At 70.3% G+C, this 12,971-nt stretch carries 13 protein-coding genes and 1 pseudogene; 9 read left to right on the top strand and 5 right to left on the bottom strand.

Annotation, left to right across the window (positions count from 1 at the left end):
• The first annotated feature begins 151 nt into the window (after positions 1–151).
• From ACIRYZ_RS42105 to ACIRYZ_RS42095, 3 genes are all read left to right on the top strand, one after another.
• Positions 152–1,423, top strand: a complete 1,272-nt coding sequence (locus ACIRYZ_RS42105; protein WP_402953956.1) for an alpha/beta hydrolase family protein — start codon at positions 152–154, stop codon at positions 1,421–1,423.
• Positions 1,424–1,670: 247 nt separating this feature from the next.
• Positions 1,671–2,279 carry a TetR family transcriptional regulator gene (locus ACIRYZ_RS42100; RefSeq protein ID WP_402953955.1) on the top strand — a complete coding sequence of 203 codons (609 nt, stop codon included), beginning with the start codon at positions 1,671–1,673 and terminating at the stop codon, positions 2,277–2,279.
• 1 nt (position 2,280) lies between these two features.
• A complete protein-coding gene (locus tag ACIRYZ_RS42095) occupies positions 2,281–3,237 on the top strand; it encodes a hypothetical protein (RefSeq protein WP_402953954.1) in 957 nt (318 codons plus the stop codon).
• Between the two features lie 229 nt (positions 3,238–3,466).
• On the opposite strand, the gene ACIRYZ_RS42090 is transcribed toward ACIRYZ_RS42095, so the two are convergent.
• Entirely contained in the window at positions 3,467–3,865 is a 399-nt protein-coding gene (locus ACIRYZ_RS42090) for a VOC family protein (protein ID WP_402953953.1), read from the bottom strand.
• Positions 3,866–3,958: 93 nt separating this feature from the next.
• On the opposite strand from ACIRYZ_RS42090, the gene ACIRYZ_RS42085 reads away from it, so the two are divergent.
• A complete protein-coding gene (locus ACIRYZ_RS42085) occupies positions 3,959–4,948 on the top strand; it encodes a helix-turn-helix transcriptional regulator (protein ID WP_402953952.1) in 990 nt (329 codons plus the stop codon).
• A gap of 353 nt (positions 4,949–5,301) precedes the next feature.
• On the opposite strand, the gene ACIRYZ_RS42080 is transcribed toward ACIRYZ_RS42085, so the two are convergent.
• Both ACIRYZ_RS42080 and ACIRYZ_RS42075 read right to left on the bottom strand, forming a co-directional pair.
• Positions 5,302–6,306 (bottom strand): alpha/beta fold hydrolase, encoded by a 1,005-nt coding sequence (locus tag ACIRYZ_RS42080; RefSeq protein ID WP_402953951.1) that lies wholly within the window; start codon positions 6,304–6,306, stop codon positions 5,302–5,304.
• A 336-nt stretch (positions 6,307–6,642) separates the two neighbouring features.
• A pseudogene (locus ACIRYZ_RS42075) lies at positions 6,643–6,867 on the bottom strand (FAD-dependent monooxygenase); the annotation flags it as partial.
• 198 nt (positions 6,868–7,065) lie between these two features.
• On the opposite strand from ACIRYZ_RS42075, the gene ACIRYZ_RS42070 reads away from it, so the two are divergent.
• The 4 genes from ACIRYZ_RS42070 (at position 7,066) to ACIRYZ_RS42055 (ending at position 10,336) form a co-directional block, all read left to right on the top strand.
• Positions 7,066–7,440: a hypothetical protein gene (locus ACIRYZ_RS42070; protein ID WP_402953950.1), complete on the top strand. Its 375-nt coding sequence runs from the start codon at positions 7,066–7,068 to the stop codon at positions 7,438–7,440.
• 141 nt (positions 7,441–7,581) lie between these two features.
• Positions 7,582–8,157: a hypothetical protein gene (locus tag ACIRYZ_RS42065; protein ID WP_402953949.1), complete on the top strand. Its 576-nt coding sequence runs from the start codon at positions 7,582–7,584 to the stop codon at positions 8,155–8,157.
• Between the two features lie 290 nt (positions 8,158–8,447).
• Positions 8,448–9,263, top strand: coding sequence for a HEAT repeat domain-containing protein (locus ACIRYZ_RS42060; RefSeq protein WP_402953948.1), 816 nt, complete (start codon positions 8,448–8,450; stop codon positions 9,261–9,263).
• A complete protein-coding gene (locus tag ACIRYZ_RS42055) occupies positions 9,257–10,336 on the top strand; it encodes a MerR family transcriptional regulator (RefSeq protein ID WP_402953947.1) in 1,080 nt (359 codons plus the stop codon). The genes ACIRYZ_RS42060 and ACIRYZ_RS42055 overlap by 7 nt, the downstream gene beginning before the upstream one ends.
• A 213-nt stretch (positions 10,337–10,549) precedes the next feature.
• Here the strand turns inward: ACIRYZ_RS42055 and ACIRYZ_RS42050 are convergent, their stop codons facing one another.
• The gene (locus ACIRYZ_RS42050; RefSeq protein ID WP_402953946.1) at positions 10,550–11,461 is read right to left on the bottom strand and encodes an SDR family oxidoreductase; all 912 of its coding nucleotides are present in this window, start codon (positions 11,459–11,461) and stop codon (positions 10,550–10,552) included.
• Positions 11,458–12,075, bottom strand: coding sequence for a TetR/AcrR family transcriptional regulator (locus ACIRYZ_RS42045; protein ID WP_402953945.1), 618 nt, complete (start codon positions 12,073–12,075; stop codon positions 11,458–11,460). Before ACIRYZ_RS42045 ends, ACIRYZ_RS42050 begins: the two co-directional genes overlap by 4 nt.
• Before the next feature lie 435 nt (positions 12,076–12,510).
• Here ACIRYZ_RS42045 and ACIRYZ_RS42040 point away from each other — a divergent pair.
• Positions 12,511–12,971, top strand: a 461-nt coding sequence (locus ACIRYZ_RS42040) for an Hsp70 family protein (protein ID WP_402953944.1), incomplete at its 3' end; no start/stop codon positions are given.

The raw sequence follows: 12,971 nt of genomic DNA, 5'->3' as shown, positions 1-12,971 counted from the left end.
GTGGCCCCAGGCTGAAGCAGACGCAGTGGACCGCGCCCGCATCGGTTCCGCATCAGCCCGGGGGCGTAAACCCGTGGGCCAATACGAGGTGACGGAAAGTCAATCGGTGGGCTGATGTTGCGCACCCGCCCCGCGTGACACCGTTCCGCGCATGGACACCACGCCGATGGACGCCACGCCGATCGCACGCCGCACCGGACCGACCCGCCGCCGTATGCTGGGCGCCGCCCTCGCCCTGGGCGCCGTCGCGCCGCTGGGCCTCGCCCGCACCGCCTCGGCCGCTCCCGCCTCCGCCGGCACCGTCCCCTCCGGCACTGCCTCCGGCGGCACCGGCTCTCCTGCGCGGCTTACCCTGCTCGCTCCCACCGGCCCCTTCCCGGTGGGCATGGTGCCGCTGCACCTGCGCGACGAGTCCCGGCTCGACCCGAACGCCAGGCCCGGAAAGTTCCGCGAGCTGATGGCCACCGTCTGGTACCCGGCCCGGGCCGCGAACGCCGACGTCTACCCGCTCGCCCCCTGGATGACCGACGGCGCCCTGAAGGCCTTCCTCGACGACGTCGGCTTCCCGCTCCCTCTCACGCTCTGCCCGCTCACCGCCGGCCACCAGGGCGCGCCCGTCCACCGGACCGGCCGGCCGCTGCCCGTCGTCCTCTACTCGCACGGCGCGGGCAGCCACCGCGCCGACCACACCATCATGGTCCAGGAGTTGGCCAGCCACGGCTTCGCCGTCGTCACCGTCGACCACACCCACGACGGCATCACCGAGTTCCCGGACGGGACCGTCGTCCTCTCGGACGGCGTCGCCCCGGGACTGTACCCGAAGGACTACGCCGCCGACCTGCTCTTCCTGCTCGACCGCGTCGTCGACCTCGCCAACGGACGCAACCCCGACGTCGACGGCCGCACCCTGCCGGCCGGCCTGCTCGGCAGCCTGGACGCACGGAACATCGGTGTCTCCGGCTGGTCCAAGGGCGGTACTGCCGCCGCCCTCGCCATGGTCGCCGACCAGCGCATCCGCGCCGGCCTCACCCTGGACGGCCGGATGGAGTCGAAGCCCGCCATCACTACCGACATCGACCGGCCGTTCATGATGATGACCGCCGCCTACACCCGGGCCGCCAGCCCGTACGTCGAGACCTTCTGGGGCCACCTGCGCGGCTGGCGCCTCGACGTCCAGGCCATTGGCGCCATGCACTTCTCGTACGGCGACAACATGACGCTGATCCCGCAGGGGGGCAGGCTGGTCGGCATGACCGAGCAGCAGATCCAGTCCCAGGTCGGCACCCTCGACCCCGACCGCGGCGTCCTCATCCAACAGGCCTACCCGCGCGCCTTCTTCGACCTCCACCTGCGCAACCGGCACTGCGGCAACCTGCTCGACGGACCGTCGAAGGCCTTCCCGGAGGTCGTGTACCACCCGTAGGCCCGGTTCAGGACCGCTACGGCGGCGGGCGGCCGTCACGGGGGTACGGCCGCCCGCCCGCCTGCTTCTGTCACCCGCACAGCCTGGCGACACCACGTCGTGCGGACCGGCATCCGAACGGAGCGTCACGGTGTTGGCCAGTGACCACCTACGGTGGCGGGGCCTACTCCGTGGGACGAGAGCGTGGGGCATCCCGCATTGAGCAGACCGGGTTTGTTTTTGAACCGGGTATGGATATTGTGGCCGCATGGCAGGACTTCGCGAGCGCAAGAAGGAACAGACCAGGCTGCGGATTGCCGCGGTGGCCTTGCGGATGTTCACCGAGCGCGGTTTCGACACAGTGACGGTCAACGAGATCGCCGAGGCTGCCGAGGTGGCCAAGGCGACCCTCTTCGCGTACTTCCCGACCAAGGAATCACTCGCCCTCCACGGTGTGGGCGGCGACGACCTGGCCGGGATCGTCGCCCGGCGGCCGGCCGGCCAGACGTTCCTGGCAGCGCTGCGAGCGCACCATCGCGCGTTCGCCGCCGGACAGGTACCGGAAGCAGACCTTGACGCACTGCTCGCTCGCGTGCGCGTGATCCAGGACAGCCCGACACTGCAGAACGCGGCCAACGGTCTGCTCTACCGGCAGCGCGAGGCATTGGCGCAGGTCCTGGCCGACGAGTACGGTCCGACGGCAGCCGCGCTCATGGCCGCCCAGATCGCCGCGTCCCTGCTCACCCTCCAGGAGACGTACTTCCAGCATCTGCTGGGCGGGGCCTCTGCCGAGGACGCCGGCCGCGCTCTGTCACGGGACGTCGAGCTGGCCTTCGACCTGCTGGAACACGGACTCAACCATGCGGAAGGGCGCTGACGTGCGCGCGCGAGGAATCAATTACGACACCGGGACCTTCCCCGGCCACTGTCTCACCCGAAAGACCTTCGACCCCGCCCAGGTCCGACACGACATGGCCGTGATCGCCGGCGACCTGCACTGCGACGTCGTGCGCATCACCGGCCGCGACAGCGAACGACTCGGCATCGCCGCCCGGCTCGCAGCCGAAGCCGGACTCGAAGTGTGGTTCTCCCCCTTCCCGGTCGACCTTCCCCCGGAGCAGATCCTGCCGTTCCTCACTGACTGCGCGCAGCGCGCCGAAGCCCTGCGGCAAGGCGGCGCGCGGGTGGTGCTCGTCACCGGCTGCGAGCTCAGTGCCTTCGCCCACGGCTTCCTCCCCGGGGACACCTACCTCGACCGTCTCCACGCCATGGCCACCGCCGACATCCAATGGTGGACCTCTCTCGGACCGGTGCCCGAGCGTCTCAACGCGTTCCTCGCCGAGGCCGCGACGGCCGTCCGCTGCCACTTCGGCGGCAAGGTCACCTACGCCTCCGGTCCGTGGGAACCTGTCGACTGGGACCCCTTCGATCTGGTGGGCGTCGACGCCTACCGGTCCGCGCACAACGCCGATGCCTTCCGCACCCACGTGTGCGAGTTCTTCTCCCACGGCAAGCCCGTCGTCATCACCGAGTACGGCACCTGTGCCTACCGCGGCGCGGGCGACCTGGGCGGCATGGCCTGGCAGCCACCGCGTGGAGCGACTTCGGACGAGGACGAGCAGGTGCGCTACCTCAACGAACTCCTCGACGTATTCGAGGAGGAAGGCGTGGATACCGCGCTGTGGTTCTCCTTCGCCAACTACGACAAGCCCCGCGACCGCGACATCGCCTCCTACGGCGTCGTGCGCCTGCTCGACGAGACCCGCTGGGAGCCGAAGAAGGTCTTCCACGCCATGAGCACCCGGCATCAACGGCCGAACCCCCAGTCCGACTGACGTCATGTTCGTCATGTTCCGGAGCGTCGACGCAGGCTCTCACCCACCAGTTGAGGCACTGCGGGCTCTACCGCGAAGACATGGAGATCACCTACGGCATCGGTTCCGCGGACGACCACTGCGGCAACCGGTACGACGTCGAGGTCCCCGCCGGGCGCTCCTGGACTCGGCGGCCGCGCTCGTCGGGAGCCGGGAGCTCAGGGCTCCCGACGAACGGCTGTGGGTGGCGTCAACGTGCCAAACGCTCGACGGCCGCCGGCGTGACGGGGGTGAAGAAGTTGACGAGGTTGCCGTCGGGGTCGCGGAACAGCAGCGACCGGTTGCCCCAGGGCATCGTGGTGGGTCCGTTGACGAAGTCGGTGACGAAGCCGGTCAGGTTCCGGTGAACGCGGTCCACGTCCTCGACGAGGAACTCGGTGATCACGCTGTGGTTGTCCGCCGGGCGGGCGGAGCCCGGGGCGAACAGCGGGACGGTGCGGGTGCTGGCGATCGCGAGGGTGGCGCCCGTGGTCTTGAGCTCGGCGAAGTCCTCGGTGGCCCACACCGCCTGCACCCCTGTAGCGCGCTCGTAGAACTCGACGAGGCGCGCGACGTCGCCGGTGATGATGCGGATCGAGACGAAGTCCATGGGGATCTCCTTGGTTGTACTGGAGGCGTGCACGTCGCAGGCTAGGAGAAATAGTGGACAGAATCGGTCCACTATTCGCGTTAGGTTGTGCACATGCCTCGACCCACTGGCCGCGTACTGACACTCCTGGAACTGCTGCAGTCGGGCGGCACCCGGACCGTGGCCGAACTCGCCGACCGGCTCGGCGTCGAAGGACGCACCGTGCGGCGGTACGTGGACCAGCTGATCGACCTGGACGTGCCCGTGGAATCGGTGCGCGGCCGCTACGGCGGGTACCGGCTCGCCCCCGGGTACCGCCTGCCTCCGCTCATGCTCAGCGACGACGAGGCACTGGCCGTGCTGCTCGGCCTGGTCGCCGGCCGCCGAGCAGGGTTGACGACGAAGGAGCGGACGGCGAACGAGACGGCATCGGCGAAGATCCGGCGGGTGCTGCCCAAGCACATTGCCCGTCGGCTCGACACACTCCTGGATGCTCTCGCCTTCACGGACCAGCCCGGCGAGTTCGACTCCCCGGACGCCGCGGTCCTGCTCACCCTCGCCGATGCGGTGCGCCACCGCCGACCGGTCTCGATCAGATACACCGACCGCAACGGACGGCGCAGCGAACGCGCGCTGCACGCGTACGGGATCGTCGCTCATGCGGGCCGGTGGTACGTCACGGGCAGGGACGCCCGGATCAGCGAGGACCGAACCTTCCGGCTCGATCGCATCGCCGATGCGAGGACCCTGCCCGGCTCATTCGAGGCGCCCGTGGGTCCCGGTCCGGCACAGCGCGTGTTGTCAGGATTCGCCACGGCCGAGTACCGGCACGAGGTGACCTTGCGGATCCACGGGACAGTTGAGCAGGTTCGCGCCCACCTTCCCGCCGCCGTCGCGAGCCTGGAGGAGCATGAGCCCGCGGCAGGCGAGGACCGGGCGGCGGAGCGCTGGCTGCGTGTCGAGCTACGGGCGGAGCGACTCGACTGGTTGCCTCCGGTACTCGCCTCACTCGACCGTCCGTTCGTCATCGAGCGCCCTGATGAACTGCGCGACCTCGTCACCGCGCTCGCCGATCGCCTCGCGTCCTACGCCCGCCGAGCCTGACAGTAGGGAACCAATGTCGTGGGCTGGCCCACCTGGCTGGGCATGGGTCCGGCCGGCGTTGATCTCGTCGTCCGGTGCCGCGTCGGCGGCGTTGCCCTCTCCCCACTGCTGGGCGCCCTGCTTGGGCCGGGGGATGAGGAAGGTCGATGAACAGCCCAACGGGCGAACCCGACAACTGCCATGGCCAACACCGTTGCAGTACCAGCCCCCGGTGGCCGGCGCCAACGACGCGCGCTGCGGCGCAAGAACGGCTGAACTCCTGCGCGCCGGCCGGTCGCCGACAGCCGTCGTGGGGGCCGCGGACCTGCGCGTCCGCGACTGATGGCGGCGGCGATGAAAGCCGTGGCACGCGCTCAGCGACACAGCTCTGCGACGAGCTCCAGCTCGTCCGCCAGTAGCCCCGGGTCACGCGGGCCGGCATGCGGCGCGCTCAGCGACCGCACGCGGAAACGGTTGCGCGGTGTGACGTCGTCCGCCTCACGGATCATGAGGTCCTGGAGCGGCAGCGGGATGATGCGGTCCTGCGTGTAGCGCACGAACGTACGCGGCACCCGGCCCCACTTCGTCGGCAGCCCGCGGGCGTCCTCGCTAGCGCCGACTGCCGCCGACTCGTCCGGCTCCAGGATGTTCATCAGCGCCCGGACCTCGGCGTCCGGCCGGTCGGCGGCGATCGCCTCCTTGACGATCGCCAAGAACGCAGGGTCTCCCGAGCGCCAGTTGACCCGGCTGACGCCCAGCTCCGGCGGCGTCCGGACCGCGGGGAGCTTGGTCATGGAGCTGGTGGCCGCCTCGGGGGTCATCAGCAACTGCAGCACCGAGGGGTGCTCGGTCGGGCAGAACGCGGAGGCGTACACCAGGTGCGCGATCAGCTCGGGCACCTGGTTGGCGGCCGCGTTGAGGGTCGCACCGCCGAGGCTTCCGCCGACCAGTACCACTGGGCCGTTGCGGCGCGCCCGCCGCACCACGTCGATGACATGCGCGGCGAAGTCACCCAGCGTCACCTCGGCTATCGGGGACGGCTCGGTGCGCAGCCGCTCAAGGTCCTGCGGGGACTGGTAGGACTCGGGGAGGTACGCGCCGAGCCCGTGCCCGGGCAGGTCGACCGCAATCGCGCGGTGTCCGCGCAGACCCAGCTCGCGCAACAAGGGCTGCCAGTAGAAGGAGTTGCTCCCCGAGCCGTGGACGAGAACGAAGGTGGGTGCGCCGCGCCTGGGCCCGTCCGCGTGCGCGATGGAGGGTGCCGCGCCCATCGCGGCGACCGCCCCCGCCCCGGCCACGGCTGCCTTCAGCGCACTGCGCCGCGACGTCCCACCGGCCTTCGCGTCGTCACTCTTGGCACCGTGTTGTTCCTTGGCCATTGACGGCCTCCTCCTCGAGTGTTGAGTGATGCTTTTCGTTCCTGGGCCGCGACGGGATCCGGCTCCGCAACCGGCACCTAACCCGGAATCGGCCGCGGCCTGCTATGGTCCTGCGCCGACTCGCCCGGCAGTTACCTACGATTCATGGGCGACCAAAGGGCGGGGTGGTGTTGCACAGCCACTTGGTGCTCACGGTAGCCGTCCGGTTCCGCATCAGGCCGCTCGAACGATTGACTTGGCATTACGGAGCACCCCGGGTGTCAGTCGGCGATGGACGGCGGACAACACGCTGTAGCGTCGGTTGACGGTGACGCCGGAGCCGACCTGGCCGTGCGGCTGGCGGCCCCCCAGCACGAGGGCGCGGAACTCCTCCGTCAGACCGGCCGCCTGCAGCGCGAGCTGCCCGTTGCAGTCGTGGATGTCGAGCAGTCCGCCCAGCGTGAGCGTCGACGGGGAGGGCTCGGCCTCATGGACCGTGACCGGGATTCCGTGGAGGTGCAGGACTTGGGCCGGCGTGAGACCGCCGAGCCCGGCGCCGGTGATCGTGGCGGCTGTGCGCATGGGTGACTCCTCTGGGATCGGACCGCCCGATTAGCTCCGGCCGGCCCTCCCCGGAGGGTGCCAGGCGCCGCCTTCATGTCACCGGTAGACGACTGTCAGGCGACCGACACCGCAGGTCACCCGGGGTTTGCCGGCCGGGCGCAGATCGAAATGCGCGGGCAGTGGGCCGACCCGTCGGCGCTCTCTTATTCTTCCCGTATGACGAGCGCTCAGCACGATCCCGAGCGGGACGGCGCCATGGCCCGCAGCGCCATCGACGCATACCTCACCAACCGCACGCGGTACTGGGAGCGGGCCGCTCAGCAGACGCAGGCGGCCGAAGCCCAGGCCGCATACCGGGCCGCGCGCAACCGGCTCGCCCGGTGGAAGAACGAAGGCGTCGTCGACGACTGGGTCGCGAGCGCCGTCGTCGAGGCCGCCGAGCAGGACGCCGCCCGAATCGGTCGCGAGGCCGCCGCCGCGAGGACCGGTCCAGCCCTGCACGCAACCGCCGTCCGCCACACGGAGGCAATCCGGCGCTGGCTCCGCACCCAAGGCCACAGGCCTGCCGACGACGCGCCAGAGAAGGCATAGCCGCACTTGTCCGGACACTCTTCAGAGGGCTACCAGGAAGTCCCGACGGGCATTCGCCTCCACCCGGCCGGCTACGGAGCTCCTTGGCCGGGGTGTCGCTGCCGCGGGCGGCGGATGGCCGGCTGGTCCTGGCCGTGGAGGGTGGGCCTGATAGAAGTCCACACGTCCGGCGGATTCGGCTACCACCCCTTCGCGGCCGGGATCGGCGAGGCGTTCAGCTTCGCCGAGGAGGTTCTTCCTGCTCAGACGGCCGTGCAGGTGGTGACCGAGCTCCGCGGCCGCCATTGCATCAGCCTGCAGCCGGAAACCCTGCTGGGCGAGCGAAACGGCTACCTTGCCATCAGCGACCACACCCGCCGCCCCGTCGTAAAAATCCGGGAGCGCTGGAGCAGCCACCGTTTCTCCGTACGGGAGGATGAGGCACGCCGCGAGGAGCAGCATCACAACGCACTGCTGCGCCGTTACGCGGACCCCCTGCTCGACACAGCCGCAGATGGTCCGGGTGCCATATTGGCCCGTGTTGTGGACGGCGGTGGCTACGGCGTCATGTGCCTCCGACTGCACGGCGTCGGCAAGGCTAGTGCCAGCGCCCCACCGGGTGACCAGTTCGTCGCGGTCTGGCAGGGTTACGGGCTCCCACCTCTGCTTCCCTTCAGGGTCGACGGGTCGGTGCCCCCGCTCCCCGTCGACCTCCGGGCCCGGCTCAGCCGGGTCTGACGACCACAAGGCGCCGGCCACGATCGGGTGACCGGTGTCTTGTGCCGTCTGCTGACGGGGTGGCGGGCCCGCGCCGCAGGGGACTTTGGCCCGCTGGTGCTGCCCGCGCCGACGAAGCGGGAACGGGGGGCTGCTCCGGTGTCCGCTCCGGATGATCCGTGGTGGGAGGTGGGGTGCTGCACGCGAAGCTGTACCCGGCCAAGGACCGCGGGGTGTGACCTGTTCCCGGACGGTCTTCTGATCCGCCGGTCACGGGCTTGACCTTGACACAGTGACAAGGTGTCCACTGGGTGCAGGAGGTGGTCCCGATCGACACGACAAACGGAACCCCGCAGAACACCCGTGTGGCCAACGCCCTGGGCGCCAAGGACTCGTCGACCCGGCTTCAGGCGGCCCTGGCGGTCGGCTCGAACCCCGACCCCGGATTCCTGGAGACGCTCGTCGCGCGGTGCGCGGTCGAGCCGGACTTCTTCGTGCGAGACATGCTGTCCTGGGCGCTGACCCGCCTCTCGCCGGAAGTCACCCTGCCCCGGATCCGCCGGGAACTCGACTCCGAGCACACTCAGGCCCGCGGTCAGGCGTTGCACACACTCTCCAAGATCGGCGACAAGAGCGCGTGGGCCTGGATCACGCGCGACATGCTGCGTGACGCCGACGACGAGGTCGCGCGGACCGCGTGGCGCGTCGCGGTCGTACTCGTGCCCGAGGACGAGAAGAAGGACCTGGCCGACGAACTGGTCCTGCAGCTCGGCCGCAGCGACCGCAATGTGCAGCTGAGTCTGAGCCGGGCCCTCGTCGACCTCGGCAACGTGATCGAGCCCGCCCTGGAGAAGGCCACGACGAACCCCGACCCGGCGGTGGCCGCGCACGCCCGTGCCACCGAGCTGCTCCTGCAGGACCCGGAGACCGGTTTCGACGCGGCCATCTACGAGGCGAAGCGAGCCGTCACACTCGGCCCGGAACGAGCCGCTGCCGCCGATGCGGCTGCTGCCGCGTCGGGAGCCGCCGCAACGTCGGAGACTGCCGAGAGCACGGAGACTGCCGACGTCGCGGAGACGACCGAGTCGACGGAGGCTGCGAAGATTGCGGGGGCCGCAGTTTGCTGATCGGCGATGTGGCCCGCTATTCGGGGGTGAGCACCCGGATGCTCCGGCACTACGACGCCCTCGGGCTGGTGCGACCGACCGGTCGCACCGTCGGCGGCTACCGCGAGTACTCCGCCGAGGACGTCCGCAGGATCTTCCACGTGGAAAGCCTGCGATCCCTCGGGCTCTCGCTCAAGCAGGTCGGGCGCGCGCTGGAGGACCCGGCCTTCACGCCGTCCGCCCTGGTCAGCGACCTCATCCGGTGGACGGAAGACCGCTTGGAACGGGAACAGGAGCTGCTCAAGCGGCTCCGCGCGATCGATGCATCGGCGCCCAACGGCTGGCAGGGCGTCCTGCGCATCGTCGAACTCATGCGGGGGCTCAACTCGGCCGACGCGGCGTGCAGGCAGCAGGCCGTCCTGGCCCCGCAGGACGTGGCGGTTCCCGCGGAGCTGCTGACCGGGGCGGTCCTGGCCGAATCCGACCCCAACGTCGCAGGCGCCCTGCGCTGGGCGCTCGCCCGATCAGGCGGCGACCGCGTGGCGATGCTGGCCGCCGGCGCACACTCCGAAGACGTCGACATCCGGCGGCGCGCAGTGCTGGCGATCGCCTCGATGTCCGAGGCCCCGGGTGCGACCGCAGTGCTCGCGGACGCGCTCGGGGACCCGGACGCGACGGTGCGCAGGCACGCCGCTCTGGCGTTGGGCAGGCGTGGCGTGACCGCAGCCGTGCCGATACTCGTCGACATGGTGGTCGAAGGCTGCAACGACGTCGACGCGGCGGAGGTCCTGGGAACGCTGTCCCAAGACCCCGGGTACGCGGACCGGATCACGACCGCACTGGCCGACGAGCTCGCCGCGCACACCGCAGACTCCGCGACGCGGCTACGCCTGACCCAGGCGCTGGTCGAGCTGTCGGGGGCCGCCGCGCAGGAGGTCCTGCGCCGACTGGCCCGCGACGACGACCGCGCTGTCGCCCTCGTTGCCTCGGCCTTCGTCGGAGTTCTCGAAGAGCGGCCTGAATCCCTACCTCGTCGCAGAGTTCAGGATCACGCGAAGGCCGCTTCGCCATCCGAGGGATCCTCGTGCGGGTGATCGTCTCGATGCCGTGCCGAGGCTGATGACCGGCGTGTGGTTCTCAGTGGGTTCGGCGCAGGCGTTCACTCCTGCGACGGTGGTGGGATGGGCCAGCACGCGGATGGGTCTTGCCTGCGTGACTCGTGCAGGAAAGCCTCATTGGCGTTGGTCGGCGGGCGATGGTCTCATCCTGAATCAAGATTCTTCCGCGAGAATCGTCCGCTCGTGGTGTCACAACGGGTCGCCGAGGGGCCCGTGCTCGTCTTCCAGGCTGTCGGCCCAGTGGGCGGCGAAGTCCGGCCGGGTGCCGTCGGTGTCGGTGAAGCCGTACTCGCGGTACAGGCCCCAGGTGGCCAGTGCCCGTCCGGTCTTGGCCATGACGTCGGGGTCGGCGGCCAGTGCGACGACTGCCCGTCCCAGGTAGGCGGGGGTCTCGGAGTGGGCGAAGTTGGGGTCCTTGGCCGCGCCGTCGCGCCAGTTGCTCTCAGTGACGCCGAAATGCTCCAGCATCGCCTCCGAGCGCAGGAAACCGGGCGTGATCGCCACGGCCGCGACGCCGTGCGGCTTCAGCTCGGCGGCCTGCGCGACGGCGAGACGGATCACCGTCGACTTCGCCAGGTCGTAGAAGAACGAGCCGCGGTAGCGGGCGGTGTTGCCGTCGGTCACCTCCACGACCAGGCCGCTCTTGCGGGCGACCATCAGAGGCAGCGCGAAGTGGCTGGTGATCACGTGGGTCTCCACCGCCTGCCGCAGCAAGCGAAGACCGGTCTCCAGGTCCTGCTCCCACAGCGGATGCTCCCAGTCGGTCAGAGGGTCTGCGCCCCATACGGAGTTGACCAGGAGGTCGAGCCGTCCGTCCTGCTCGGCCGCGATCTTGTCGACGAGGGCCCGGACCTCGTCGGGACGGCTGTGGTCGGTGCGGACCGGGATGCCTCGCCCACCCGCGGCGGTGACCTGCGCGGCGGTCTCCTCGATGGTCTCCGGGCGGTCCAGATCGGAGCGCCCGCCAGTGCTGCTGCGGCCGGTGACGTACACCGTGGCGCCGGCAGCGCCGAGTTCGACGGCGATGCCCCGTCCGCCGCCGCGGGTGCCGCCTGCGACCAGGGCCACTTTTCCGGCCAGCGGTTGCTTCCCGATCGTCATGATTCCTCCAGGTCGTCGTCGTGTCCGGGGGGCAGGTGCGGGGACAGCACCGCGTGGAGTTCGTGCCGCAGCCGCTGGGCGAGGGTGCCGCGGCGCTCCAGGGCCCAGACCAGGCCCGCGCCGGCGGTGATCGCCTGCACGGAGCCGGCCAGCGCTGCGACGTCCGTCCCGGCGCGTAGCTCACCCGCGGCGAAGGCTTCCGTCAGCAGTGTCTCGATCGCCCGGCGCTGGGCCCGGTGGGCAGCCAGGGCGGGCTCGTAGAGTTGTGGGTCGGTGAGGTCCATGCACAAGAAGGCGAGGTGGTTGGCGAAGCGTTCCGGCGTGTCCATGGAAGCCAGCCACCGCACGATCAGTGCCGCCAACGCATCGAGTGCCGTGTCATGTTCCTCGCGCACACGCTCGGGCAGCGCGTCCGCGTCCTTCGCGGACTGCTGGGCGAGCGCCGCGAGCAGACCGCCCTTGGAGCCGAACCGCTGAATGAGGGTCCCGGGCACCAGGCCGACCTCCCGCGCCACCGCGGCAAGAGTCAGCCCCGCAGGGCCCACCCGGCCCATCACCTCGGCAGCCGCACGCAGGATCACCGCATCGTCGACCCCACGGGGACGTCCCGCCATCGCACGCTCCATCATTAATAAATGCCCGTTCATTCATTTAATCATGCGGCCAGTCAGGCACACACGCGAGATGCCCTGGGAACAGGGCCTGGGCACCTTCCGCCGACGTCGGGGGCCCGCTGGCGCGGCGGTCGATGGTCCGCTGAGCGAAGGAGAGGAGCGAGCCGTCATGCCACGCCCGCGCATCCTGATCACCGGCGGCACGCCGGACGACGCTGACCGAGCGCGGAGCGGAGCAGGAGCCGGATGCGTCGGAGGTGGTGCCGGAGCCCGTCGGACTGCCGGGCGGCCGGCCCGAGGCCGGGCCGTTGGGGGTGCCGGTGCTCTCCTGGCGTGCTGCCCCTGGGTAATGGGCTTTGCCATCCGGGCCCGGGGCTCACGTTTTGCTTCTCCTCCTGGGGTAAGGCGCGTAGGGCAGGAGAGGAGGCCTTTGCGATGGCACGTGCGGTTGGTATCGATTTGGGGACGACGAACTCGGTGGTCTGCGTGCTGGAGGGCGGCGAGCCGACCGTCATCACGAACACCGAGGGTGCGCGCACCACCCCGTCGGTGGTGGCGTTCGGCAAGGGCGGCGAGGTGCTGGTCGGCGAGGTCGCCAAGCGGCAGGCGGTGACCAACGTGGACCGCACGGCCCGCTCGGTGAAGCGGCACATGGGCGAGGGCGACTGGCGCTTCCCGGAGCAGAGCGAAGTGGACGGCAAACGCTACACCGCACAGGAGATCTCGGCCCGGGTGCTGCAGAAGCTGAAGCGGGACGCGGAGGCGTACCTCGGCGAGGACGTGACGGATGCCGTGATCACGGTGCCCGCGTACTTCAACGACTCCCAGCGCACCGCGACCAAGGAGGCCGGCGAGATCGCGGGCCTGAAGGTGCTGCGGATCATCAACGAGCCGAC

It is taken from the genome of Kitasatospora sp. NPDC101155, assembly GCF_044768305.1.
Classification (GTDB): Bacteria; Actinomycetota; Actinomycetes; order Streptomycetales; family Streptomycetaceae; genus Kitasatospora.
This window is presented reverse-complemented; position numbering and strand designations above follow the sequence as displayed.